General features: G+C 67.2%; 23 protein-coding genes. 8 read left to right on the top strand and 15 right to left on the bottom strand.

What is annotated here, in order from left to right; genetic code table 11:
- Positions 1-22: 22 nt before the first annotated feature.
- The 4 genes from ACLQ3I_RS22890 to rnhA all read right to left on the bottom strand — a co-directional run bounded on the left by ACLQ3I_RS22890 (position 23) and on the right by rnhA (position 2969).
- The gene (locus tag ACLQ3I_RS22890) at positions 23-1069 is read right to left on the bottom strand and encodes an aldo/keto reductase (protein ID WP_425805058.1); all 1047 of its coding nucleotides are present in this window, start codon (positions 1067-1069) and stop codon (positions 23-25) included.
- On the bottom strand, positions 1066-1533 hold the full coding sequence (locus ACLQ3I_RS22885) for a MerR family transcriptional regulator (RefSeq protein WP_425805056.1): 468 nt from the start codon (positions 1531-1533) through the stop codon (positions 1066-1068). Before ACLQ3I_RS22885 ends, ACLQ3I_RS22890 begins: the two co-directional genes overlap by 4 nt.
- A gap of 63 nt (positions 1534-1596) precedes the next feature.
- Entirely contained in the window at positions 1597-2511 is a 915-nt protein-coding gene (locus ACLQ3I_RS22880; RefSeq protein WP_425805053.1) for a D-isomer specific 2-hydroxyacid dehydrogenase family protein, read from the bottom strand.
- Positions 2508-2969 carry a ribonuclease HI gene (gene rnhA, locus ACLQ3I_RS22875; RefSeq protein ID WP_425794660.1) on the bottom strand — a complete coding sequence of 154 codons (462 nt, stop codon included), beginning with the start codon at positions 2967-2969 and terminating at the stop codon, positions 2508-2510. Before rnhA ends, ACLQ3I_RS22880 begins: the two co-directional genes overlap by 4 nt.
- Positions 2970-3118: 149 nt before the next feature.
- Between rnhA and ACLQ3I_RS22870 the strand changes: the two genes are divergently transcribed.
- From ACLQ3I_RS22870 to ACLQ3I_RS22860, 3 genes are all read left to right on the top strand, one after another.
- Positions 3119-3889, top strand: coding sequence for a methyltransferase domain-containing protein (locus ACLQ3I_RS22870; protein WP_425805050.1), 771 nt, complete (start codon positions 3119-3121; stop codon positions 3887-3889).
- A 316-nt stretch (positions 3890-4205) separates the two neighbouring features.
- Positions 4206-5468, top strand: a complete 1263-nt coding sequence (locus ACLQ3I_RS22865) for a DUF4185 domain-containing protein (protein ID WP_425805047.1) — start codon at positions 4206-4208, stop codon at positions 5466-5468.
- A 489-nt stretch (positions 5469-5957) separates the two neighbouring features.
- Positions 5958-6488: a DUF1697 domain-containing protein gene (locus tag ACLQ3I_RS22860; RefSeq protein WP_425794616.1), complete on the top strand. Its 531-nt coding sequence runs from the start codon at positions 5958-5960 to the stop codon at positions 6486-6488.
- A 23-nt stretch (positions 6489-6511) separates the two neighbouring features.
- On the opposite strand, the gene ACLQ3I_RS22855 is transcribed toward ACLQ3I_RS22860, so the two are convergent.
- The 5 genes from ACLQ3I_RS22855 to ACLQ3I_RS22835 all read right to left on the bottom strand — a co-directional run bounded on the left by ACLQ3I_RS22855 (position 6512) and on the right by ACLQ3I_RS22835 (position 9991).
- Complete coding sequence (locus tag ACLQ3I_RS22855; RefSeq protein ID WP_425794617.1) at positions 6512-7897, bottom strand: ClC family H(+)/Cl(-) exchange transporter; 1386 nt, start codon at positions 7895-7897, stop codon at positions 6512-6514.
- Complete coding sequence (locus tag ACLQ3I_RS22850) at positions 7894-8373, bottom strand: hypothetical protein (RefSeq protein WP_425794618.1); 480 nt, start codon at positions 8371-8373, stop codon at positions 7894-7896. Before ACLQ3I_RS22850 ends, ACLQ3I_RS22855 begins: the two co-directional genes overlap by 4 nt.
- 71 nt (positions 8374-8444) lie before the next feature.
- Positions 8445-8981, bottom strand: a complete 537-nt coding sequence (locus ACLQ3I_RS22845; protein ID WP_425794620.1) for a hypothetical protein — start codon at positions 8979-8981, stop codon at positions 8445-8447.
- Positions 8982-9079: 98 nt separating this feature from the next.
- Complete coding sequence (locus tag ACLQ3I_RS22840) at positions 9080-9547, bottom strand: MarR family winged helix-turn-helix transcriptional regulator (protein ID WP_425805044.1); 468 nt, start codon at positions 9545-9547, stop codon at positions 9080-9082.
- A 75-nt stretch (positions 9548-9622) separates the two neighbouring features.
- Positions 9623-9991 carry a YybH family protein gene (locus ACLQ3I_RS22835; RefSeq protein WP_425805041.1) on the bottom strand — a complete coding sequence of 123 codons (369 nt, stop codon included), beginning with the start codon at positions 9989-9991 and terminating at the stop codon, positions 9623-9625.
- Positions 9992-10088: 97 nt separating this feature from the next.
- On the opposite strand from ACLQ3I_RS22835, the gene ACLQ3I_RS22830 reads away from it, so the two are divergent.
- Positions 10089-10976, top strand: coding sequence for a LysR family transcriptional regulator (locus tag ACLQ3I_RS22830; RefSeq protein WP_425805038.1), 888 nt, complete (start codon positions 10089-10091; stop codon positions 10974-10976).
- Here ACLQ3I_RS22830 and ACLQ3I_RS22825 read toward each other — a convergent pair.
- Both ACLQ3I_RS22825 and ACLQ3I_RS22820 read right to left on the bottom strand, forming a co-directional pair.
- On the bottom strand, positions 10961-11764 hold the full coding sequence (locus tag ACLQ3I_RS22825) for a hypothetical protein (protein ID WP_425805035.1): 804 nt from the start codon (positions 11762-11764) through the stop codon (positions 10961-10963). The two genes, ACLQ3I_RS22830 and ACLQ3I_RS22825, sit on opposite strands and share 16 nt — an antisense overlap.
- Before the next feature lie 22 nt (positions 11765-11786).
- Positions 11787-12209 (bottom strand): CoA-binding protein, encoded by a 423-nt coding sequence (locus ACLQ3I_RS22820; RefSeq protein ID WP_425805032.1) that lies wholly within the window; start codon positions 12207-12209, stop codon positions 11787-11789.
- A 129-nt stretch (positions 12210-12338) separates the two neighbouring features.
- Here ACLQ3I_RS22820 and ACLQ3I_RS22815 point away from each other — a divergent pair, with 129 nt between their 5' ends.
- Positions 12339-13010, top strand: a complete 672-nt coding sequence (locus tag ACLQ3I_RS22815; RefSeq protein ID WP_425805029.1) for a hypothetical protein — start codon at positions 12339-12341, stop codon at positions 13008-13010.
- Between the two features lie 69 nt (positions 13011-13079).
- Complete coding sequence (locus ACLQ3I_RS22810; protein WP_425805026.1) at positions 13080-13862, top strand: sulfite exporter TauE/SafE family protein; 783 nt, start codon at positions 13080-13082, stop codon at positions 13860-13862.
- A gap of 497 nt (positions 13863-14359) precedes the next feature.
- Here ACLQ3I_RS22810 and ACLQ3I_RS22805 read toward each other — a convergent pair whose 3' ends face one another.
- The 3 genes from ACLQ3I_RS22805 to ACLQ3I_RS22795 all read right to left on the bottom strand — a co-directional run bounded on the left by ACLQ3I_RS22805 (position 14360) and on the right by ACLQ3I_RS22795 (position 16646).
- Positions 14360-14704 carry a hypothetical protein gene (locus ACLQ3I_RS22805; protein ID WP_425794629.1) on the bottom strand — a complete coding sequence of 115 codons (345 nt, stop codon included), beginning with the start codon at positions 14702-14704 and terminating at the stop codon, positions 14360-14362.
- A 266-nt stretch (positions 14705-14970) separates the two neighbouring features.
- Positions 14971-16293: an NAD(P)/FAD-dependent oxidoreductase gene (locus ACLQ3I_RS22800; RefSeq protein ID WP_425794630.1), complete on the bottom strand. Its 1323-nt coding sequence runs from the start codon at positions 16291-16293 to the stop codon at positions 14971-14973.
- Between the two features lie 56 nt (positions 16294-16349).
- Positions 16350-16646 (bottom strand): hypothetical protein, encoded by a 297-nt coding sequence (locus ACLQ3I_RS22795; protein ID WP_267627024.1) that lies wholly within the window; start codon positions 16644-16646, stop codon positions 16350-16352.
- A 29-nt stretch (positions 16647-16675) separates the two neighbouring features.
- Here ACLQ3I_RS22795 and ACLQ3I_RS22790 point away from each other — a divergent pair, with 29 nt between their 5' ends.
- A complete protein-coding gene (locus tag ACLQ3I_RS22790) occupies positions 16676-17218 on the top strand; it encodes a hypothetical protein (RefSeq protein WP_425794633.1) in 543 nt (180 codons plus the stop codon).
- Positions 17219-17230: 12 nt separating this feature from the next.
- On the opposite strand, the gene ACLQ3I_RS22785 is transcribed toward ACLQ3I_RS22790, so the two are convergent.
- Complete coding sequence (locus ACLQ3I_RS22785; RefSeq protein WP_425805023.1) at positions 17231-18724, bottom strand: flavin-containing monooxygenase; 1494 nt, start codon at positions 18722-18724, stop codon at positions 17231-17233.
- Positions 18725-18843: 119 nt separating this feature from the next.
- Between ACLQ3I_RS22785 and ACLQ3I_RS22780 the strand changes: the two genes are divergently transcribed.
- Complete coding sequence (locus ACLQ3I_RS22780; RefSeq protein WP_425794635.1) at positions 18844-20073, top strand: PucR family transcriptional regulator; 1230 nt, start codon at positions 18844-18846, stop codon at positions 20071-20073.
- Positions 20074-20178: the final 105 nt, after the last annotated feature.

The raw sequence follows: 20178 nt of genomic DNA, 5'->3' as shown, positions 1-20178 counted from the left end.
GAACACGTTCTAGAAGATCCGTCTATCCCGACCGTCCCGACACCCACTCCATGTCCGGGTACCGCTCCCCCGCCGGACGCAGCGCCGCCAGCCGATCCAGCTGATCCGCCGACAACGTCAGTTCGACCGCACCGACGTTCTCGTCGAGATACCGGCGACGCTTGGTGCCGGGGATCGGGACCACGTCGTCGCCCTGGGCCAGCAACCACGCCAGCGCCACCTGGCCCGCCGTCGCCCCGACCTCGCGGGCCACGGCGCGGACCTCGTCGACGAGCGTCAGATTCGCGGCCAGGTTGCCACCCTGCCATCGCGGCAGAGTTTGACGGAAGTCGTTGTCCGACAACTCTGTCGGCGCCGATCCGGTGAGCATGCCCCGGCCGAGCGGGCTGTACGGCACGATCGCGGCGCCGATGTCGCGGGCGGCGGGCACGTCGTGGTCCTCGATGTCACGACTGAACACCGACCACTCCGACTGCAATGCCGCGATCGGATGGACCGCGGCAGCACGACGCAGTGTCTCGGCATTCGCCTCGGACAGTCCCAGCGCACGCACCTTGCCCGCTGCCACCAGCTCCGACATCGCGGCGACCGTCTCCTCGATCGGACGTGACGCATCCACCCGGTGCAAGTAGTAGAGGTCGATGACGTCGGTGCCCAGGCGGCGCAGTGACGCGTCGACGGCCGCCCGCACGTACTCGGGGGAGCCGTTCAGCTCGCCGGTCGGGTACCCGGTCTCCGGATCCGTGATGATGCCGAACTTGGTGGCGAGAACCACCTCGTCACGACGCCTGGCCAGCACCCGCGACAGCAGCTTCTCGTTGGCTCCGCCGCGGCCGTACATGTCGGCGGTGTCGAGGAAGTTCACGCCCGTGTCGATCGCGTGATCGAGGGTTGCGAGCGCTTCGGCCTCGTCGACGTCGCCGTACGCGAAACTCATTCCCATACAACCCAACCCGATGGCCGAGACGTCGAGATCGCCGATGCGTCGTCGCACGATCCCGCGGTTGTTCGATGCAGTGTTGTTCGATGCAGTGGCGTTCGATGCAGTGGCGTTCGATGCGGTGCTCATGGCTGCGTCTTCCCTCCGTAGGTGGCGATCTTGTATTCGGTTGCGGCCAGCGACAATGTCAGCTCCGCGATCTGCCGTCGAACCGTGTCACGGTGCTCGAGCAGCATCTCCAGCCGCTCGTCGACCGTGTCGTCGCCGCGGTCGACCAGTTCCACATAGTGCTGCAGGTCGCGGATGGCCATGCCCGACAACCTCATCCGAGTGAGGAAGACCAGGCGCCGAACTGCCGCGGCATCGTAGGTCCGGTTGCCGACGGCGTCGCGCGGAACGTCCACCAGGCCGATGCGCTCGTAGTAGCGGAGAGTGTGCGCGGAGACGCCGAGCAGGTCCGCGGCCTCCGCGATCGTGCGGACGCCGTCGATCTCGTCGGCCTCCACCAGTTGATGGATGACCTCGACGGACAGCGGTCCGTCCTGTTCACCCAGCGCCGCGAGCGCCTTCTCCATCAGGTGATCTGTGCTCATGGAGACGACGCTAGGCCTTCGAGCACACTCCAACGCAAGGCCGAGCCGGCGACAGGTGCGCGATCAGTAGTCGCTGCCCGGCGTGACAACCGCCAGGAGCTCCTCACCGGCCAGGAATCGCCGGATGTTCTCGGCCAGCCACGGCGCCATCGTGCGGGTGAGTCCCGACGACGGGTTCGCGACGTGCGGCGTGATGATGACGTTCGGCAGCGACCAGAGCGGGTCGTCGGCGGCGGGCGGCTCGGGGTCGGTGACGTCGAGTGCGGCCCCGGCGATCTGCCCCTCCCGCAGTGCCGTCACCAATGCGGCCTGGTCGACCAGTGGTCCCCGCGCGACGTTCACGATCCAGGCGTGGGAGGGGAGCGCGGCCAGCGACTCCGCGTTGATGACGTGTCGGGTCTCCGCGGTCGCCGGTGCCGCGAGCACCACGTGATCGGTCTGCCCCCACACCTCGCCGGTGCGGTCCGACGGCAGCGTCACGGTCGCACCGTCGACGGGACGTCCGGACCGGTTCACCGCGATGACGTCGGCACCGCACGCGGAAAGGCGCGGGATCAGCGACGCGGCGATCCCGCCCGCGCCGATGATCGCGACGGTCGAACCGTGCAGTGAGCGGACCGCGGTGTCGATCGGCTCTTTGTCCCAGTGCCGGAGCACCGCGGTGTTGACCTGACGCAAGCCGGCGAGCAGCAGGGTCAGCGCGTGCTCGGCGACGTTCTCGGCGTAGAAGCCGGATGCGTTGGTCCATAGCCGCCGGTTGTCGATGGCCCCGGCGGACACGAACTCCTCGATACCCGCGGTCTTCAGGGCCACCCATTCGACCTGGTCGGGCAGGTCCGGAAAGTCCGCGGCGGTGCCGATCCACACCAGCACACGCGCCTCGTCGATCCCGACCACCCGCCCGCCGGCGCCCTCGACCGCGGCCACCAGGTGCCGATCGGGCGTGGGTTCGACGGCTATCGGCAACGCCTCACTCATCGGCGCCCGTCGGCGATCTGCCTCGCGGCGGTCGTCGCGAGTTCGTCGGCGATCTCGTTGTAGTGGTCACCGGCATGGCCCTTCACCCATTTCCAGGTGACCTCGTGGCGCTTCTCCTCGTCGATCAGGCGCCGCCACAGGTCGGCGTTCTTGACCGGCTTCTTGTCGGCGGTCTTCCAGCCGTTCCGCTGCCAGCCCGCGACCCATTTGGTGATGCCGTTGCGGACATAACTCGAGTCCGTGTAGAGGATCACGGTCGACGGTTTGGTCAGCGCGGCCAGTGCCTCGATGGCGCCGGTGAGCTCCATCTTGTTGTTCGTGGTGTCCGGATCGGAGCCGGAGATCCGCTTCTCGTGCTCCCGGTATCGCAGGACCGCACCCCAGCCGCCCGGACCCGGATTGCCCAGGCACGCGCCGTCGGAGGAGATCTCCACGACGTCGGTCGAACCAGGCGTCACGGTGTCGCTCGGGGTCACGATCTGCGGGTCGTCGAACACGGCGTCTGTCACCCAACGAAGGGTACTGCACCCCTGTCCGGGGCCGGGTCGACCATGTTTGTCACCTTTCGACCCTGCTCGTACCCGCTCTCTCGCACTACCCTGGACCCATGCAGACCTGGGATCCGGACCGCTACCTGCAATTCGCCGATGACCGCGCGCGCCCATACCTCGACCTCATCGCCCAGATCCCGACGGCACCGGCGACGATCGTCGACCTCGGTTGCGGTCCAGGTCATCTCACCCGCCACCTGCGTGCACTCTGGCCCGATTCACAGGTCCTCGGCATCGACTCGTCGGCCGAGATGATCGACAAGGCCATCCGCGAGAACGCGGATGCGCTGGCCAACTACGACATCGCGGAAGTGTCCGGGTGGACACCGAATCAGCCCGTCGACCTCATCGTCTCCAACGCGATGTTCCAGTGGGTGCCCGACCAGTTCGACGTCATCGACCGGCTGCTGGGGCACCTCACCGACGGCGGCGTCTTCGCCCTGCAGGTGCCCGACAACGGCGACAATCCCACCTACCGGTCGCTCCTCGAACTAGCCGACGATCCACGCTTCGCCGAGCAGCTCTCCGCCGTCCGACGCGTGCCGCGCTTCGGTCCGCTCGAATATCTGACCTTCTTCACCGAGCGCGGCTTCTCGACGAATGCCTGGTCGACGACCTACCTGCATGTTTTGCACGGCGCCGACCCGGTGTACGACTGGATCTCCGGGACGGCCGCGCGTCCCTACCTCAGGGCCCTCGACGACGACACCCGGGAGGTCTTCGTCGCCGAACTCAAGGAGCGGCTGCGTGCGGCCTACCCGGCGGAGTCCTGGGGGACGGTGCTGCCGTTCCAGCGGACCTTCGCGGTGGCGGCGCCGTCGGCCTGAGCGACTCGGCGCGGGCCGTGCAACATCACCGGCCAACATCACCGTGCAACATCATCGCGCGGCAGGCCGTATCCCGCCGGCGGTGCGTGCGAGCAGATCCAAGATAAGCTCCGCCCTCGGATCGTCCGGCCACGTGCGCGATATGTCGGGCCGCCGCCACGGTGATCGCCGATCCCGTGAGTACCCGATCGGTGCCCTGATGCGACGGGAGAACTGGCCGGGTAACGCCTCCGTCTCGGTTCGGCCCACAACCTGTGGAGGAAGTGCGACTTCTGCAACACTGGCGACACTTGTCACAGGTCCCCAGGGGGTACCGATGTCCGGATGGCGGATGCTCATCACCGGGACGGCGGTCGCGGCGTTGGCGGTCACCGGTACTGCGTCGGTGTCCGCACCTGCCGATGCCTCGGTCTGTAGCGCAGTCGGATTCCACGGCGGCGATGTCGGCAGCACCGGAAGCGCCGGATCGAGTCAGATCGGTCTCGGCAGCATGGATTTCGGCAGCTACCGGGCGGGTGGCAAGAAGCCGCAGGGTCCTCTCGTCAAACTTCGCGGGGCGAGCACGGCGATCCAGTGGGTGACCGGGCCACGCAGCCCCAACCGCACCGACCAGCGGTTCTCCATCACCTCGACCGACGTCGGCGTGCCGTGGGACAACGGGTCCGGCCAGGTTCTGATGGCATTCGGCGACACCTGGGGCAGATGCGCGGGACAAATGGTGTGGCGGCACAACACGATGCTGCGCAGCAACGGCAGCTCGAACCTCGACAATGGCATCACGTTTCCGAACGCCATCCCGGGGGCCATCCGGTCCGGAGCTTCGGTGACGCCCGCGCACCCGACCTTTGCGCAACCCATGCTCAACGCGATCGCGATCCGCAACACCGAGGTCGGCAAGATCCCGACCGGCGGTATCTCGATCAACGGCGTCCAGTTCATGAGCTACATGTCGATCCATCAGTGGACCGGCCCCGGCCGGTGGGTGACGAACTATTCGGCGATCGCCGTCTCCCGCGACAACGGGCAGACGTGGACCACCGACAACAACACCGTCCGGGCCAACCTCGAACTGACCGTGCCGGGCATCACCCAACTCGCCCAGGGACACGGACGCTTCCAGATGGGCGCGTTCCTCCGCTCCGGCGGCTACGTCTACCAGTACGGCACACCCAACGGCCGGCTCGGCGCGGCCTTCATCTCCCGGTTCCGGCCGGCGGACATCCTGAACCTCAACCGCTACGAGTACTACCGGGGCGGCGGCGCGTGGTCCCCCCGCCCGATCGACGCCGTGCCCATCGTGCGTCAGCCGATGAGTGAGATGTCGGTCGCCTACAACGGGTACCTCAAGCGGTTCGTCATGCTCTCCGAGCGCGCCGGGAGCATCGTGCTCCGCACCTCCCCCACACCCGTCGGTCCGTGGAGTGGCGAGAAGGCGATCGTGCCGGCCACGCAGACACAAGGGCTCTACGCACCCTTCATCCATCCGCGGTCCACCGGCCGGTCCCTCTATTTCGTCGCGTCCCGCTGGGACGACTACAACGTCATGCTCATCCGGACCGATCTGGCGAAGGTCCGGTGACGCTGGATCGAGCTCGCCGTATTCGTCGACAAGATGCGGCTGCACGTCGCGCCTTTGGGCCGGGCCGGGCCGCGCCCCGGCCGGCGCGCGGCATCGTCAGGTCACACATCTCACGTATGCCGTGGCCCCGGTCGGGTCGGCGGCGTAACGTCGCCAGCAGTCGACTCGGCCGGTTCACCCGCTCCGGCGCCGGGTGGGCCGACCGCCATCACCGACGAGCAGTCCCGCTCAGTGAGGAGTGTGATCATGGGTCAGCCTGTCCCACCCCCACCACCGCCACCGGAGCCGGTTCCGGCGCCGGAACCGATGCCCGAACCAACCCCGGAACCGCCGATCCCGGTACCGGAACCCGAGCCGATCCCCCAGCCGGGTCCTGAACCCGGACCAGGACCACAACCCGAACCGGGTCCGAATCCCGGACCCCCGCAGCCGGATCCGCCGCCGCGACCGGTTGTCATCTGACCGAACGCCCGACCGGCGAGGAGAACGATGCCGCGACGAGTGGTGCTGATCCGTGCGATCAACGTGGGCGGGGCGAAGCTCCCGATGGTCGATCTCCGGGCCATGGCAGCCGAACTCGGCGCCACCAAGGTGTCCACCTACATCGCGTCGGGCAACCTGCTCTGTGATCCGCCCGGTGCGACCGACGAATTCGACCGGGCTCTGGAGGCGGCGATCACCGAACGCTTCGGCTATTCGCGTGAGGTGATCAGCCGGTCCCGCGACGACCTCGCCGCCGCCCTGGAGGCTCATCCGTTCACCGTCGTCGACCCGAAGTATTCGTATGTCTACTGCCTCACCGGCACACCCGACGCCGCGAAGATCACCGAGTTCGGGAAGCGCGCCTTCGGCGACGACGAGTTCACCGTCATCGGCGACGACCTCCACATCCGATATGACGGCGGCGCAGGCGTCTCGAAGCTGACCGCGCCCGTCATCGCCAAAGGCCTCGGAGTGCAGGGCACGGGCCGCAACCTCAAGACGGTCCGCAAGCTCATCGAGCTGGCCGACGAGGACTGAGCCGGCTCGGGCCCGACCACGTGTCAGGCTGTCGACGGCGGACGTTCTGGCACAGCGTGTTTCCGCAACATCCGCACCCGCAGCGCATCATAGATGGGCTGCGAGCGCAGCAACGAGGCGACGACCACCGCCATCGCTCCCGACATCAGCATCGGGATCGTGACGGTGGTGACCGCAGTCATCTCGATGACGAGCACGAGTCCGGTGAACGGCGCCCGCACGATCGATGCGAACAGTGTGGACATGCCGACCAGCGCGAACGCGACGGTCAGATCCGTGTTCAGTCCCGGCACCACGACCTCTGTCACGCGACCCGCGATGAGCCCCATCAGGGCTCCGAGCGCCAGAATCGGCGCGAAGATGCCGCCGGGAGTCCCTGCCGCGTACGACACCGGGCCCGCGACGAAGCGCACCGCGACATACAGGATCACGACGGGCAGCGCGAAACGCTGTCCCGCCAGGATGAGATCGGCGAGCCCGTCGCCACCGCCGACCACCACCGGCTCGGCAAAGAGCAGCGCGCCGACGGCGGCACCGATGAGTCCGGCCTTGACGATCGCGGGTACGCGGCGGACCCTGTCGAATCCGTCGAGGCACACCAGGATCAGCTTGTTGTAGACCACACCGAGCAGCCCCACGACGAGGCCGAAGACGGCGAAGATCGGCAGGGTCGTCAACGACGGCGTCTCGACCGATCCGACATGCGTGAAGTCCGGCTCGTTACCGAGGACCAGCCGACTGGCACCGACACCGATGGCGACCGCGACCATCGTCACGATCGCCTCGCGCAGCCGGAATGTCTTGGTGACCTCTTCGAAGATGAAGAACACCGCGCTGATCGGGGCATTGAAGGCGACCGCGAGTCCGGTACCCGACAGCACTGTCTGCAGCAGCCGGATCTCGTCCTGCGCACGGTGTGCGAGCCGTCCGGCAGCGGCACCGATCGCAGCCGCCATGTGCACCGTGGGGCCTTCACGGCCGAGGACCATCCCGGCCAGGCCGACCGAGAGCAGCCCGCCGACGAACCGGGCCGGGACCACCGACAGCGGCGGCGGGTCGGATTCCCCGCGGTCGACGGCCTCCACGTGCTGGATGCCGCTCCCCGCGGAGAGCGGCTGCCATCGGGCGATCGCCGCCGCTCCTGCCGCCGCGACGGCCGACACCGCGATCGGGATCAGCCACCCCCACCCCGAATGCCCGTGCGCCCAATCGACCATGTCGCCACGCCACTGCTCGGTGTGTTCGAGGAGCCACCGGAAGGCACCGCCCACGAATCCGGCGAGGGCGCCGGCGATCGCGGCGAGCACGAGGATGACCCAGAGCGTGCGGCCGGTGAGGATGTCCTCGGTGACTCCGGCGTGGGCTGACGGCTCGTGGTCGGGATCGCCCACATCGCGCTGTGCCGTCATGCGTCGACGAGGGCCGACGTCACCTTCTCCAGGTCGGCGAGCTGAGTCTCCTTCGGCGCCTCCCAGAGCTTCCGAGGGAGTTCTTCGAGTACCAGGATGGCCGATTCGGCGGCCTCCAGCCTCGCCGACCGATCCTCTTCATCGACCACCTCCGCGGTCGCGATCAGCTTGTCGTCGAGGTCGAACACGGCGTCGTCGAGGCGGTCCCGCGCCGCGACGAGGCTCTGGTCATGCGGTATCGCCGGATTGGCGTGCACATCGGCGATCGCATACCGCACGCGTTGATGCAGCAGTGCTTCCTTGGAGGTCGCCGACGTCCAAGCGACGGGTGCCCGTCCGGGCTTGCCCGGGATCAGATCGGTCGAGCGAGCGAACTTCTTGACCCGTTTGTCCGAATCCCAGGCGAACCATGCCGCGCCACCCAGGATGAACAGTGCCACCACGATGGTGACCACGATGACCAGGATGGCGATCACGCCGTTCACCTCGTCTCTGCGATCGTCGGCTCAGCCATGTGTCGACCTTAGCCGCCGGTCCTCGGACGACTTCAGCGGCGCGGCACCTGGCAGTACCGCTGGACCGGCAGCCACGGACCGAGCGATCCGAAGTCCGGCAAAGTGCTACTGGTGGTCAGGTAGCGGTTCTGGATGGCCAGCTTCGCACCGAGGAATCCGCCTCGCAGTCCCCAGAATTCGACGACGTGGGCGATTTCCAGGCGCGCGCGCCGGTCACCGGTCCACACGCTCGCTCCGCGGAACTGCACCGGCTTGCTCGGCAGGAGTTGCTGCCAGCCCGACCAGGTGGCGCCCGCCATCGGCACCGCCCGCCCGTTGATCAGGCGAATCGCACGGGTGCGGATGTTGGCACCGGGACTCCGATCGGGAGAGAGGACGGTGAAGGACGCGTCACGTGCGGTGAGTCCGTTCGGTGAGACGCGACAGTCGGCCTGTTTGGCCAACAACACCTGTCCGGTTTGACCGCGCTTGACATCGATCTGGGCGTTGGCGACAGATCCCGCTGCGAGCACTGTCGCGAGCAGAACACCGAGGGTGATCAGCATGGCACGGCATCGAGAGTTGCTCATGATTCGCCTCCTCGCGGCGATCGACGACAACTACTTCGACGCTAACACCGTCGGGCCCACCGCGTGACCTGTCTCGACGACCGTCCGGCGGCCTCGATTCACGGCCCTTCCGACTCGGCACGGAGAGCTGCGGCGTTCACCCGGGTGAGGACCGCATGCAGTTCCTCGAGGTCGGCCATGTCGACGCCGAGCGCGGAGACCACGGCCGGCGGGATGTCGAGCGCCTTGGTGCGCAGCTCGCGGCCGGCGCCGGTCAGTGCGACGTCGACATTGCGCTCGTCGTCGTCGCGACGCTGCCGGATCACCAGCCCGGACCCTTCGAGCCGCTTCAGCAAGGGCGACAAGGTCGCCGAATCCAGTTGCAGCACATGTCCGATGTCTTTGACTGCCCGTGGCGACGTCTCCCAGAGGGCCAACATCACGAGGTACTGCGGGTGGGTGAGACCGAGTGGTTCGAGCAGTCGGCGGTAGATCTTGAGGACCGAGCGATTGGCGACGGCGAGGGCGAAGCAGACCTGACGTTCGAGGAGCAGTTGATTCTCGTCGACCATCGCCCTGTCGGCCATTCGCCTCACCTCTCGACTGCACGTGCTCAGCCGAGTCTAGCAATTCGGTCGTGCGCGATCAGTTCGTGCGTCGCGTCAACTGGTCGGCGTCTGGAACTCGGGCTGGTCGATGATCCGCACCCACGAGCCGTCGTCCTGTCGTGCGACAACCTGCGCACGCGCACCCGCACCATCCCGCGGCGGAGTCGACGTCAAAGCCAGGTCGTCGCCGAAATACAGCGTCGGCAGGGGCGCTTCCGGGACGAATGTCGGATTGTGGGCCAGCACCGAGGCCCACAGCTCGCGGATGGCCGCGCGACCACGCGTGACCTCGCCCGGTGGGTAGGCCATCACGGCATCCGGGTGGTAAAGCGACGCCACGGCGTCCGCCTCACCGGCGTTCGAGAACTCGACGAACAGTCGAGTGATGTCCTCCGGGGTGGCGGCCCTGTCGGTGAAAGTCATTGTCTCCTCCTGGACTCGGGTGGTTCTGCTTCCACCATCGCGCGAACCCGATGAGAAGTACAACTGATTCTTTGTATCGGGACTATCATTCTTGGTTATGGAACTGCGCCAGCTCGAGTACTTCGTCGCGGTCGCGACCGAGTCGGGATTCACCACCGCGGCGGCGCGCGTGCGCACCACCCAGCCGAACATCAGCGCCCAGATCCGCGGGCTCGAACGTGAACTGGGCGCCGAGTTGTTCGATCGGTCGGGACGTCGGGTGACCCTCACCGGCGCAGGCCGCGCGGCCCTGCCTGCCGCCCGCGACGCGCTGGCCGCGGCCGAGTCGGTACGGCAGGCGGTGGCCGACGTGAACCAGGTGGTGCGCGGCCACCTCTCGGTCGGGATGGTCGACGGATGCACGGTCCGACCACTGTTCACCACGCTCGGGCTCTTCCGCGATCGCCACCCGGGAGTGGGACTGTCGCTCACCGAGGGCGCCTCGGACGGGCTGGTCGCGCAGGTACTGCGCGGCGAGCTCGACGTAGCGCTGGTCGGCTATGCCGGCGACCTCCCCGACGGTGTCGACGAACTGTCGGTGGTGCGCGAACGTGTGGTGGCGGCGCTACCCCGCGATCATCCGCTCTGTTCGAAAAAGGTGCTGTCCCTTCGTGATCTACGCGGTCACCCATTGGTGGGGCTGCCGCGCGGCGCCGGCATCCGGACCGCGTTCGACCGGGGGGCCGGCGACCTCCGGACCGCCTTGGCGGCGTCGTCGCCGGATGCCGTCGTCGAACTCGTCAGAAGCGGGTTGGGCATCGGGGTGCTGAGCGAGTCCATCGTCGCCGACCGCGCCGACGTCGTGGTCGGGCGCCCGATCCGCGGAGTGGACGATCCGGCCTCGCTGGGGTTCGTGTCGCGCACGCCCGCCGGGCCCGCGGTGCACGCCTTTCTCGACCTGGCCCGCCGGGAGTTCGGGTCGGGCGCCGATCAGGCCGTGTCCTGAACCGTGCCCGGGGTGCTCTGATCTCGACCCGCAGCGCCCGGATCTCCGCCGGCACCGCCCGGATCCTGGTCGGTCGGCCGGCCCGCGACGAGGTCCTCCACGTCGAGTCCCCATGAGCCATACCGGGCGTCGAATGTCGTCGCACGGGCGGTCGCCTTGGCCAGCTTCGTCGTCGAGTAGCGTCTGCGTGCCCATCGCGACCGAGGTCGCGCCAGGCGAATCGCACCGATCCACGCCACCGGTGCGATGAAGGCTCCGATGGCCGCCGTCGAGTACTTGCCTTTCGCGACGCACAGGAGCAGGCAGCCGATGGTGATCGGCAGGTTCACCGACAACACGAGGGGGCCGATCGAGACCTTGTCGTCGTCATCGGACTGCAGCGGGTTCACCCCGAGTACCGACAAACCCAGTGCCGCGATGGTGAGACACACAACCTGGACCGAGAGCTGCCCCTCGCGCGCCCAGTAGACGTCCTGCATGTGCAGGATGAGCGCGAACTCGTCGAGCACCAGCGACGTCCCGACGCCGATCAGTACGGCACTGATCTCGGCACCCGGCGAGGACCCGTCGACCGCCACCGAGACGAACGCGCCGCCCACGGTCAGGATGATGCCGGGCACCGCGTGGTGGATGTGGACCCCGCCCCGCACGTTGTTCTTGAACGGACCTCGACCGGCCCGGATGAGCCGGGTGATGAGACGCGTGACGAGGAAGGTGACCACGAACGACAGGAAGAGCAGGAACAGCGGCAGCCCCGCCCCGGTGATGTCTGCCGTGTCGAAATGCATCGCGATGCGGGGCGTGCGTGGGTCAGGACTTCGGCGCGACGAGGCCGGTGCGTCGTTGTTCGATGATCAGGCAGCGGTCCTCGACGTAGAGCAACCCGGCATCGTCGGCGATCGCACGGGCCTCCTCGGATGCGATGCCCAGCTGTAGCCACAACGCGGTCGCGCCTGCCGCGACCGCCTGCCGCGCAACCTCCGCGGCATCCTCGGACGGACGGAACACGTCCACCAGGCCGACCTCCTCGGGGACCTCGGCCAAGGTGCGATAGACCTTCTGGCCCACGATCTCATCGGCATGCGGATTCACCGGGATGATCCGCCATCCGTGCTCCGCCATGTACGCGGGAACCTCGTTCGCGGCCTTCGACGGATTGGCGCTCGCACCGACGACGGTGATGGTGTCGTAGGTACGCAGGATCTGTTCGACGACCTCGTCGGTTGTGCTCATGGGTCGAGTCTAGGAGTCACACCTCACGCCGAGGGGGTAACCGCAGTTCTCCGGTCCGCCTCGAGATCCCGACCGCCACGAACGGCGTGTTTCGAGCGTCGCCCTCTGCGGACAAATATTCTCGTTCCCGTGGCCGATACGCACGACAGTCCCGGCGAGCCCGCGGACATACGCCCCGACAACGAGCGCGTCATCCGCTGGCGCGAGACCGTGGCCGTCGTGGTCCTCTCGGTCACGGCGATCCTCACGGCGTGGAGCGGGTTCGAGGCGAGCAAATGGGGTGGCGCGATGTCGATCTCGTTCTCCCAGGCGTCGTCCGCGCGTATCGAGGCTGCGCGCGACGCCGGTGCGGTCAACGCGGCCAAGCAGATCGACCTCTCCTCGTTCAGCCTGTATGTCCAGGCCGTCGCGGAGAAGGACGTGGCGCTCGAGAAGTTCGTCGAAGAGCGCTTCACCGACCGCTTCCGCCCCGCGTTCGACGAATGGCTGGCGGCGAAACCGCTGCAGAATCCGAACGCGCCGAAGACCCCGTTCGAACTCGCATCGTATGTGCCACCCGGCCAACGGGAAGCGGCCGCGGCAGATGCGCGCGCCGACCGGTTGTTCCAGGTGGCGCTGCGCAACAACCAGCGCGGCGACAACTACACGATTCTCACCGTCCTCTTCGCTCTCGTCTTGTTCTTCGCGGCGTTCTCCGGCCGCTTCGAGACTCCGAGGCTCAGCTGGGCCATGTTGATCGGTGCCGTGGTGTTGCTGATCGTCGGGATCTGCTTTCTCGCGGCCTTCCCCAAGCTCGTCTGACATCGCGCGAAACGAGATAGCCGCACCCCGCCCTTCCGCCCTCGATGACCTCCGTGCACTCTCGACAGAATGACGACCTGGGAACTGCTCGCCGTGCTCGTGGCGGGCGTCGGAGCGGGAGCCATCAACGCCGTGGTCGGCAGTGGCACTCTCATCACCTTCCCCACCCTTGTCGCGTTCGGGGTGCCGCCGGTGAGTGCGACGATGTCGAACGCGATCGGTCTGGTCGCGGGTGGGGTGTCGGGCACCTGGGGATATCGACGCGAGTTGTCGGGCCAATGGCCGCAGTTGCGCTGGCAGATACCCGCGTCCTTCTGCGGGGCCATTCTCGGTTGCTGGCTACTGCTGCATCTGCCCGAGACCGTCTTCGAGGCGGTCGTGCCGGTGCTGTTGGTCGCCGCGCTGTTCCTGGTGGTCGCGCAGCCGCGAATCCAGAAGTGGGTCGGGCATCGTTCGATGGGCCCGGATCACCCGACCGTGAGCCTCACCGGTCCCCGGATCGCCGCGATGGTGACCGCCACGTTTGCCGTCGGCGTCTATGGCGGGTATTTCACTGCCGCGCAGGGCATCCTGCTGGTGGGCGCACTCGGCGTGATCGTCCCCGACGACCTGCAGCGGATGAACGCCGCGAAAAACCTTCTCTCGCTGGTGGTCAACGTGGTGGCCGCGGTCACCTACACCCTGGTGGCCTTCGACCGGATCGACTGGGCCGTCGCCGGGCTGATCGCGATCGGATCACTGTTCGGCGGCGTCCTCGGCGCGCGTTACGGGCGACGACTGTCGCCGACCGCACTGCGCGCGGTGATCGTCGTGGTCGGTCTCATCGGGTTGTGGCGGTTGCTGACGACCTGATCGCCGCGGGCTCACCGGGCGCGTTGAGTAGGTCGCCAGGAACGCCCGTGCCCACCCCATCCTGCTGGTTGAGTAGCCCGCGAGGAACGAGCGTGCGTATCGAAACCAAGCCTCCACAAACGCTGGTCAGCCGATCTTGTCGGTGCCCCCCGATATGTTCCAGTTGATGGTGATGCGGGCTTTTCGTTTCCTATGACGGGCAGATGTTGTTGGTGTCCTGTCGGTTTCGATCTGCAAAGGCCCCTGCTGTCGTGTTCACATGTGCTGATCCCGCTGCCGCTGATGCGGCCATCGCGTCGGCGTCATCGACCGACGTCGCCGCGGCCGCACGCGATCATCTACGCACGAGCCGCCAACACGAGGCCCGATCACTACTGAGCGCCTACCGACTGGGCCAATCGGTCTATGACGACATGCTGGTCTCGCTGTCGACCACCCAACAGATGACCGTGCGCAGGGCCGCCGACAAAGCCGCCGTCGGCGAGATCTCACTGCAGCTATCGATGCGTCGACGGGGCGCGCCCCAACAGCGACCACCAGTACTCCTCGGGGATCTCCTCACCCGCACGGAGCACCCTCGCGAGTCCGATTGCCATGAAGATCCCGAGAACCCCGAGCCACAAGCCGGACAGCGAGATCAGCGTCCACGCGATCGCGACCGCGAACGACCAGGGAGCCAGAATCAGCAGAATCGGCGCGAAGAAGAACCCGACCGCCACGAACCAGTACGAGCCCCAGCGGTCGCAACGCATGACGATCGTCAGCCAGCGTGGGCTCGATGCTGTCGGTGCGGCGGTGGGAACCGGGACAGGATGCCGGACAGGATGAGTGTGCGATGTCATGCGGACCTCCTCGATGCCGTACGTCCATCCTCCGGCGGGACCCTCGTCGGATCCACTACCTACCAGGTAATGAATCCGCATGACCGCCGTGTCGGCGCCGATCGAGCAACCACTTGGCCCCAACCGTCGCGACCGCTGTCCCCGATGACACCTCAGCGCAACGCCGAACCGCCCACCGACGTCGTCCCCCGCTCTGGTGTCATCTGGGACACGGCGGCTCAGCGATACGGGTAGTCAGAAAAACGGGTAGTCAGAAAAACGGGTAGTCAGCGATATGGCTGGCGAGCGGTCTCCGGGTCGCCGTAGGTGATGGCGCGTTCCTTCCGGGAGTCGGTCAGTAGCGTCGCGCTCCAATTCATCACAGTGCCCATACGGTTACGCATACCGGCGAGGAAGGCGATGTGGATGACGCCCCAGGCCAACCAACCGGTGTACCCGGACAGCTGCAATTTGCCGGCCTGCACCACGGCATGCCGACGAGCGATATACGCGGCGCTGCCCAGATCGCGGTAGCGGAATGGCGCGCGCTCGGTGCCGCCACCGGCGAGATGGGCGATCACCGCCCCGACGTGCCGTCCACCCTGCATCGCCACCTCGGCCACACCTGGCAACTCGTCGCGGGAACTCATGTCCCCGACCACCCACACGTTCGGATACCCCTGCACCGAGAGGTCCGCCGCGACCGGGATCCGTCCGCCGCGATCCTGCTCCACACCGAGTGCGCGGGCAAGCGCCCCGGCGAACGGCACCGCCTCCACACCCGTGGTCCACAGGGCGGTCTTCGCCTCGTAGTGGATGACCTTGTGTGGCTCGGACTTGCTGGTGGTCTCCACCTGGTCGGCGGTCACACCGGTCACATGGACGCCGAGGTGGGTCTCCACGCCGAGCTCGTCGAGGATCTTCTGCGCACGTCGCGACAAGGCAGGCGTGAACGACGGCAACACCCGATCTCCGCCGTGCAGCAGGAGGACTCGCGCCTCACCGGGATCGATGGTGCGGAACTCGTTCTCGAGCGCCAACGTCGCGAGTTCGCGGATCTGACCGGCGAGCTCCACCCCGGTCGGTCCGCCACCGGCCACCGCGAACGTGAGCCACGGACGCCTCTGGGTCACGTCCGGCAGGGACTCCGCCAGCTCGAAGGCCCCGATGATCTTGCGGCGGATGGCGAGTGCATCGTCGAGGGTCTTCATGCCCGGAGCGAACTCCGCGAACTCCTCGCACCCGTGATAAGCGGTACGCATCCCGGCCGCGACGACGAGGTGGTCGTACAGGATCGTCATGGTCGATCCGTCGGGGCGCTCGACCGCAACGGTCCGCGCGGCCGCATCGACGTTCTTGGCCTCACCCAGCACGACGTTGGCATTGCGTTGTCGTCGCAGCAGGTGCCGGATCGGACTGGAGATCGCCCCCTGGGACAGCAGCCCTGTCGCGCATTGGTAGAGCAATGGCTGGAACAGATGGCTCGTGCCGCGATCGACAACGGTGACCTTGACATCGGCCTTCTTGAGGCGCCGAGCGGCATGTAGGCCACCGAATCCGGCACCGATGATCACGACGTGGGTTCGGCCGTTCTCGCTACGAGTGCGCACAACTCACGATTCTTCCAGAACGCAGACCCGGGGATCGGCCGATCGGTGTTGTCGACTCACCCCTTGCGGGTCACCGCATATGTACTCGCGGCGGTAGCCGCCGTCACCGCGAACACTGACGGCCAGGCCCCGATCTTCTTCGCGAGCGGATGCGACGCACCGAAGGCACCCAGATATCCGGTCAGCAGACCCGCCGCGGCGACCGGACTCTGCCGTGCCCATTCCCGCGTGCACCAGGCGCCGGCAGCGGCAAGCACCACGCCACCGAGTTCGCGGCGACCGGTGAATCGCGCTGCGGCATAGCCACCGACGAGGCCGGCGGATGAGACCAGGACTGTTGGGTTGACGCTCATGGCGGCCAGAATAGGCCCACACTATGGTCATGACCGAACCAGGTGCCCCTGATCCGATCAGCCCGGGCAGCCCCGTGGACATTCCTTCACACATGGCGGTGAGTTACCTCAAGGAGCGCGTCTACGCAGCGTTCACCGGACTGGCGATCGTCCTCGTGATGTACCGAGGATCAGACCACTACAACCCCGCGTACGCGTTCGAGATCCTCGCCCTCGGCGTTTTCGCAGTGGTCCTGGCCGGTTTCGCCGCCGATGGCATCGCCTACCTCGCGGTGCACCGGCATTTTCCGGTCGGCGACGACCTCCGCATCATCGTCGGCATCGCCACCGGCGCTCTCGGCACACTGATCTTCCCGCTCATCCTGATCACCCTCGCGTGGCTCGACGTTCTGCAACTCGACACCGCGCTGCTCATCGCCGCCTACATCTACCTCGCGACTCTCGCCCTCATCGGCTGGCTGGCGGTTCGCAAGGCAGAGATCAGCTGGTGGCAGAAGCTGGCCGCACTGGTCTCGCTCGTCCTGATCGGCTTCGTGGTATTGGCGATCCAGGTACTGGCGCACAGCCACTGAGTCGCCCTCCGATCACACGCCGACCGATCTCCCCACACGATCGCGTGCACCGGAGAAGTGCAGGTGCTCATCCTCGACGTCACCGCGCAGCAGTCGACGATCGGCGTAGTAGCTCATCGACATCACCCATGGTGCCTCCGACCCCTGTTTGGGCAACGTCGCCAGCGCGCGCTGGACATAGCCCGCACCGAAGTCGAGGAGCGGCCTGGTCGGCATCGACGGGTCGGCGACGGCCCAGACGCTGTCGTATCCGTGGCCGTCCATGAAACTGAGCAGCTGGCAGAAGTACTCACACAGCAGCCCGATCTTGAGCGTCCACGACGCGTTCGTATAGCCGATGGCGAGCGCGAAGTTGGGAACTCCCGAGAGCATCATGCCGCGATAGACCACCGTATCGGGCAGCGAGACCGGCCTGCCGTCGACGAAGAGGTCGATGCCGCCGATGATCTTGATGTTGAGGCCGGTGGCGGTGACGACGATGTCCGCCTCGAGTTCCTCGCCGCTCTCGAGCAGCACACCTGTCTCGGTGAACGTCGCGACGCGATCGGTGACGATCGACGCCTTGCCCTTGCGGATCGTGCGGAACAGGTCGGAATCCGGCACGACACACAGTCGCTGATCCCATGGGTTGTACGGCGGATTGAAATGCGTGTCCACCGGATAGCCCTCGGGCAGCTGGGATGCGTTGATCTTGCGGATCATCCGGCGTGCGACGGACGGGAACCGCTGGCAGAGCTCGAAGAGCAAGCGCTGCTGCGCGACATTCTTCTGCCGGGTCAGCGCGTATCCGCGCTTGTCGCCGAGGGCCTTCTTGAGGGCGTTGGCGATGGCGTCCTCACGGGGCAGAGGGATGATGTAGGTCGGCGTCCGCTGCAGCATCGTGACGTGCTCGGCGTCGTCGGCCATCGCCGGGAGCAAGGTCACCGCGGTCGCGCCACTGCCGATCACCACGACGCGCTTGCCCGCGTAGTCGAGGTCCTCCGGCCAGTGCTGCGGGTGCACGATCTGACCCTGGAACCGCTCGCGCCCTTCGAATGCCGGGGTGAATCCCTCGTCGTAGTCGTAATAGCCCGAGCCGCAGAAGATCCAGCCGGCACTGATCCGGGTCCGTTCGCCGGTGTCCCCACGATCGATCTCGACGAGCCATCGCGCGTCGTCGGACGACCAGGCCGCCGACACCACCCGGTGCTGATACCGGATGTGCTCGGTGAGTCCGTTCTCGTCGATGGTCTCGTGGAGGTAATCCAGGATGCGCGGGGCGTCGGCGATGGCCTGCTTGTCGGTCCACGGCTTGAACTCGTAGCCGAAGGTGTACAGATCCGAGTCCGATCGGATGCCCGGATATCGGAACAGATCCCAGGTGCCGCCCGCGGCGGCGCGCGCCTCGACGATCGCGAACGACTTCGCCGGCTGCTCGGTGGTCAGATACCGGGCGGCGCCGATACCCGAGATCCCGGCACCGACGATGAGGACGTCGATGCTCTCGGTGGTGGTCGAAGTGGTCACCCGGTGCTCCCCTGGTCGCTCGCGGTCATGGTGCTCCTACCAGCATGCGCAGCCGCGCGGCCCAACGCCAGGGGCAAAGTGCAACAACGACCGGACGCGAGTGGTGCAGAATTGTGCACATGACAGTCGGTATGCCGGATTGGCCGAGACCGTCGGAGCGGATTCGAGAACTGCTGAGGCGGGGCGCCGAGACCGCCCTGAACCCGCCGGACGAGTGGATCGAGGAGATGCACGCGGCGGCGCTGGGCGGCGTCCGGATGACCACCGTCGCCGACGACCCGGTACTCGCCGAAGGTGCACGTCGCACCAACCTCGCCAACATGCTGCACTGGGCGGCCGCGAACATTCACGAACCCGGCCGACGGGTCCCGGTGAACCTCACCGCCGACATCCTGGACACCGCGCGCGACCTGGTGCGACGTGGCCTCGGTGAATCCTCGCTGGACTCCTACCGGACGGCCCAGACCGTGGCGTGGCGCCGCTGGATGGACATCTGTTTCGACCTCACCGACGATCCGGCCGAGCTCCGCGAATTGCTCGAACTGTCGTCGTTGTCGATCTCGACGTTCATCGACGACACCGTCGCGGCGATGTCGGCACGGATGGAGGCGGAGCGGGCGGATCTGACCAGGGGCACCCACGCCGAGCGCCGGGCGACAGTCGCATTGCTCCTCGAGGGCGCACCGATCCCGGCGAGCCGGGCCCAGACGCAGTTGGGTTACCGGCTCAGCGGTCCCCACACCGCGGCGGTGATCTGGAGCGACGCGGGCAGCGACGCCGCCCATGACCTCGAGGCCGTCGCGGACGCGGTGACCAAGGCGTCCGAACACCGGGACCGACTCACCGTCGTCGCGAGCGCCGCCGCCCTGTGGATCTGGCTGCCGACGACCGCGGTGCCGACAATCCGTACGATCTCCGATCACCCGCGGGTCCGGGTCGCGTTCGGACGGCCCGGCCACGACCTCGACGGATTCCGCCGCAGTCATTTCCAGGCGCTGGCCACACAGCGCCTGGTCGCGCAGTTGGCGTCGCCGCAGCAGGTGGCCCGTCACGAAGATGTCCGGCTGGTCGCCTTGCTGACCACCGACCCGACCGCCACCGAGGAGTTCCTCACCGACACCCTCGGCCACCTCGCCACCGCCGACATCGACGTGATCGAGACAGTCCGCACATGGATCACCGAACAGTGCAACACTTCTCGCACCGCCGAGCGTCTGTACGCCCATCGCAACACCGTCATCCGACGTCTGGCCCGAGCCGACGAGCTCCTCCCCCGACCGATCGGCGAGAATCTCGTCGACGTGGCCGCGGCCCTGGAAATCCTGCGCTGGCGCCCGAACGACCGCTGACGGCAACCCATTCCCCGCCGACAGCAACCGCCACATCGCCCACAGCAACCCATTCCCCGCCGACAGCAACCGCCACATCGCCCGCAGCAACCATCACTGCGCCGA

Source organism: Gordonia sp. DT101 (genome assembly GCF_049844895.1).
Lineage (GTDB): Bacteria > Actinomycetota > Actinomycetes > Mycobacteriales > Mycobacteriaceae > Gordonia.
The sequence above is the reverse complement of the archived record's forward strand: the minus strand, read 5'-3'. Positions and strand labels throughout refer to the sequence as shown.

Bases quoted from the DNA above. Each gene is read 5' to 3' on its own strand.
- ACLQ3I_RS22825 (WP_425805035.1), bottom strand. From the start codon at position 11,764: ATGCATTTCGACACGGCAGACATCACCGGGGCGGGGCTGCCGCTGTTC.
- ACLQ3I_RS22810 (WP_425805026.1), top strand. From the start codon at position 13,080: ATGACGACCTGGGAACTGCTCGCCGTGCTCGTGGCGGGCGTCGGAGCG.
- ACLQ3I_RS22790 (WP_425794633.1), top strand. From the start codon at position 16,676: ATGACCGAACCAGGTGCCCCTGATCCGATCAGCCCGGGCAGCCCCGTG.
- ACLQ3I_RS22890 (WP_425805058.1), bottom strand. From the start codon at position 1,069: ATGAGCACCGCATCGAACGCCACTGCATCGAACGCCACTGCATCGAAC.
- ACLQ3I_RS22780 (WP_425794635.1), top strand. From the start codon at position 18,844: ATGACAGTCGGTATGCCGGATTGGCCGAGACCGTCGGAGCGGATTCGA.
- ACLQ3I_RS22805 (WP_425794629.1), bottom strand. From the start codon at position 14,704: ATGACATCGCACACTCATCCTGTCCGGCATCCTGTCCCGGTTCCCACC.
- ACLQ3I_RS22830 (WP_425805038.1), top strand. From the start codon at position 10,089: ATGGAACTGCGCCAGCTCGAGTACTTCGTCGCGGTCGCGACCGAGTCG.
- ACLQ3I_RS22870 (WP_425805050.1), top strand. From the start codon at position 3,119: ATGCAGACCTGGGATCCGGACCGCTACCTGCAATTCGCCGATGACCGC.
- ACLQ3I_RS22885 (WP_425805056.1), bottom strand. From the start codon at position 1,533: ATGAGCACAGATCACCTGATGGAGAAGGCGCTCGCGGCGCTGGGTGAA.
- ACLQ3I_RS22820 (WP_425805032.1), bottom strand. From the start codon at position 12,209: ATGAGCACAACCGACGAGGTCGTCGAACAGATCCTGCGTACCTACGAC.
- ACLQ3I_RS22845 (WP_425794620.1), bottom strand. From the start codon at position 8,981: ATGAGCAACTCTCGATGCCGTGCCATGCTGATCACCCTCGGTGTTCTG.
- ACLQ3I_RS22880 (WP_425805053.1), bottom strand. From the start codon at position 2,511: ATGAGTGAGGCGTTGCCGATAGCCGTCGAACCCACGCCCGATCGGCAC.
- ACLQ3I_RS22795 (WP_267627024.1), bottom strand. From the start codon at position 16,646: ATGAGCGTCAACCCAACAGTCCTGGTCTCATCCGCCGGCCTCGTCGGT.
- ACLQ3I_RS22855 (WP_425794617.1), bottom strand. From the start codon at position 7,897: ATGACGGCACAGCGCGATGTGGGCGATCCCGACCACGAGCCGTCAGCC.
- ACLQ3I_RS22835 (WP_425805041.1), bottom strand. From the start codon at position 9,991: ATGACTTTCACCGACAGGGCCGCCACCCCGGAGGACATCACTCGACTG.
- ACLQ3I_RS22840 (WP_425805044.1), bottom strand. From the start codon at position 9,547: ATGGCCGACAGGGCGATGGTCGACGAGAATCAACTGCTCCTCGAACGT.
- ACLQ3I_RS22865 (WP_425805047.1), top strand. From the start codon at position 4,206: ATGTCCGGATGGCGGATGCTCATCACCGGGACGGCGGTCGCGGCGTTG.
- ACLQ3I_RS22860 (WP_425794616.1), top strand. From the start codon at position 5,958: ATGCCGCGACGAGTGGTGCTGATCCGTGCGATCAACGTGGGCGGGGCG.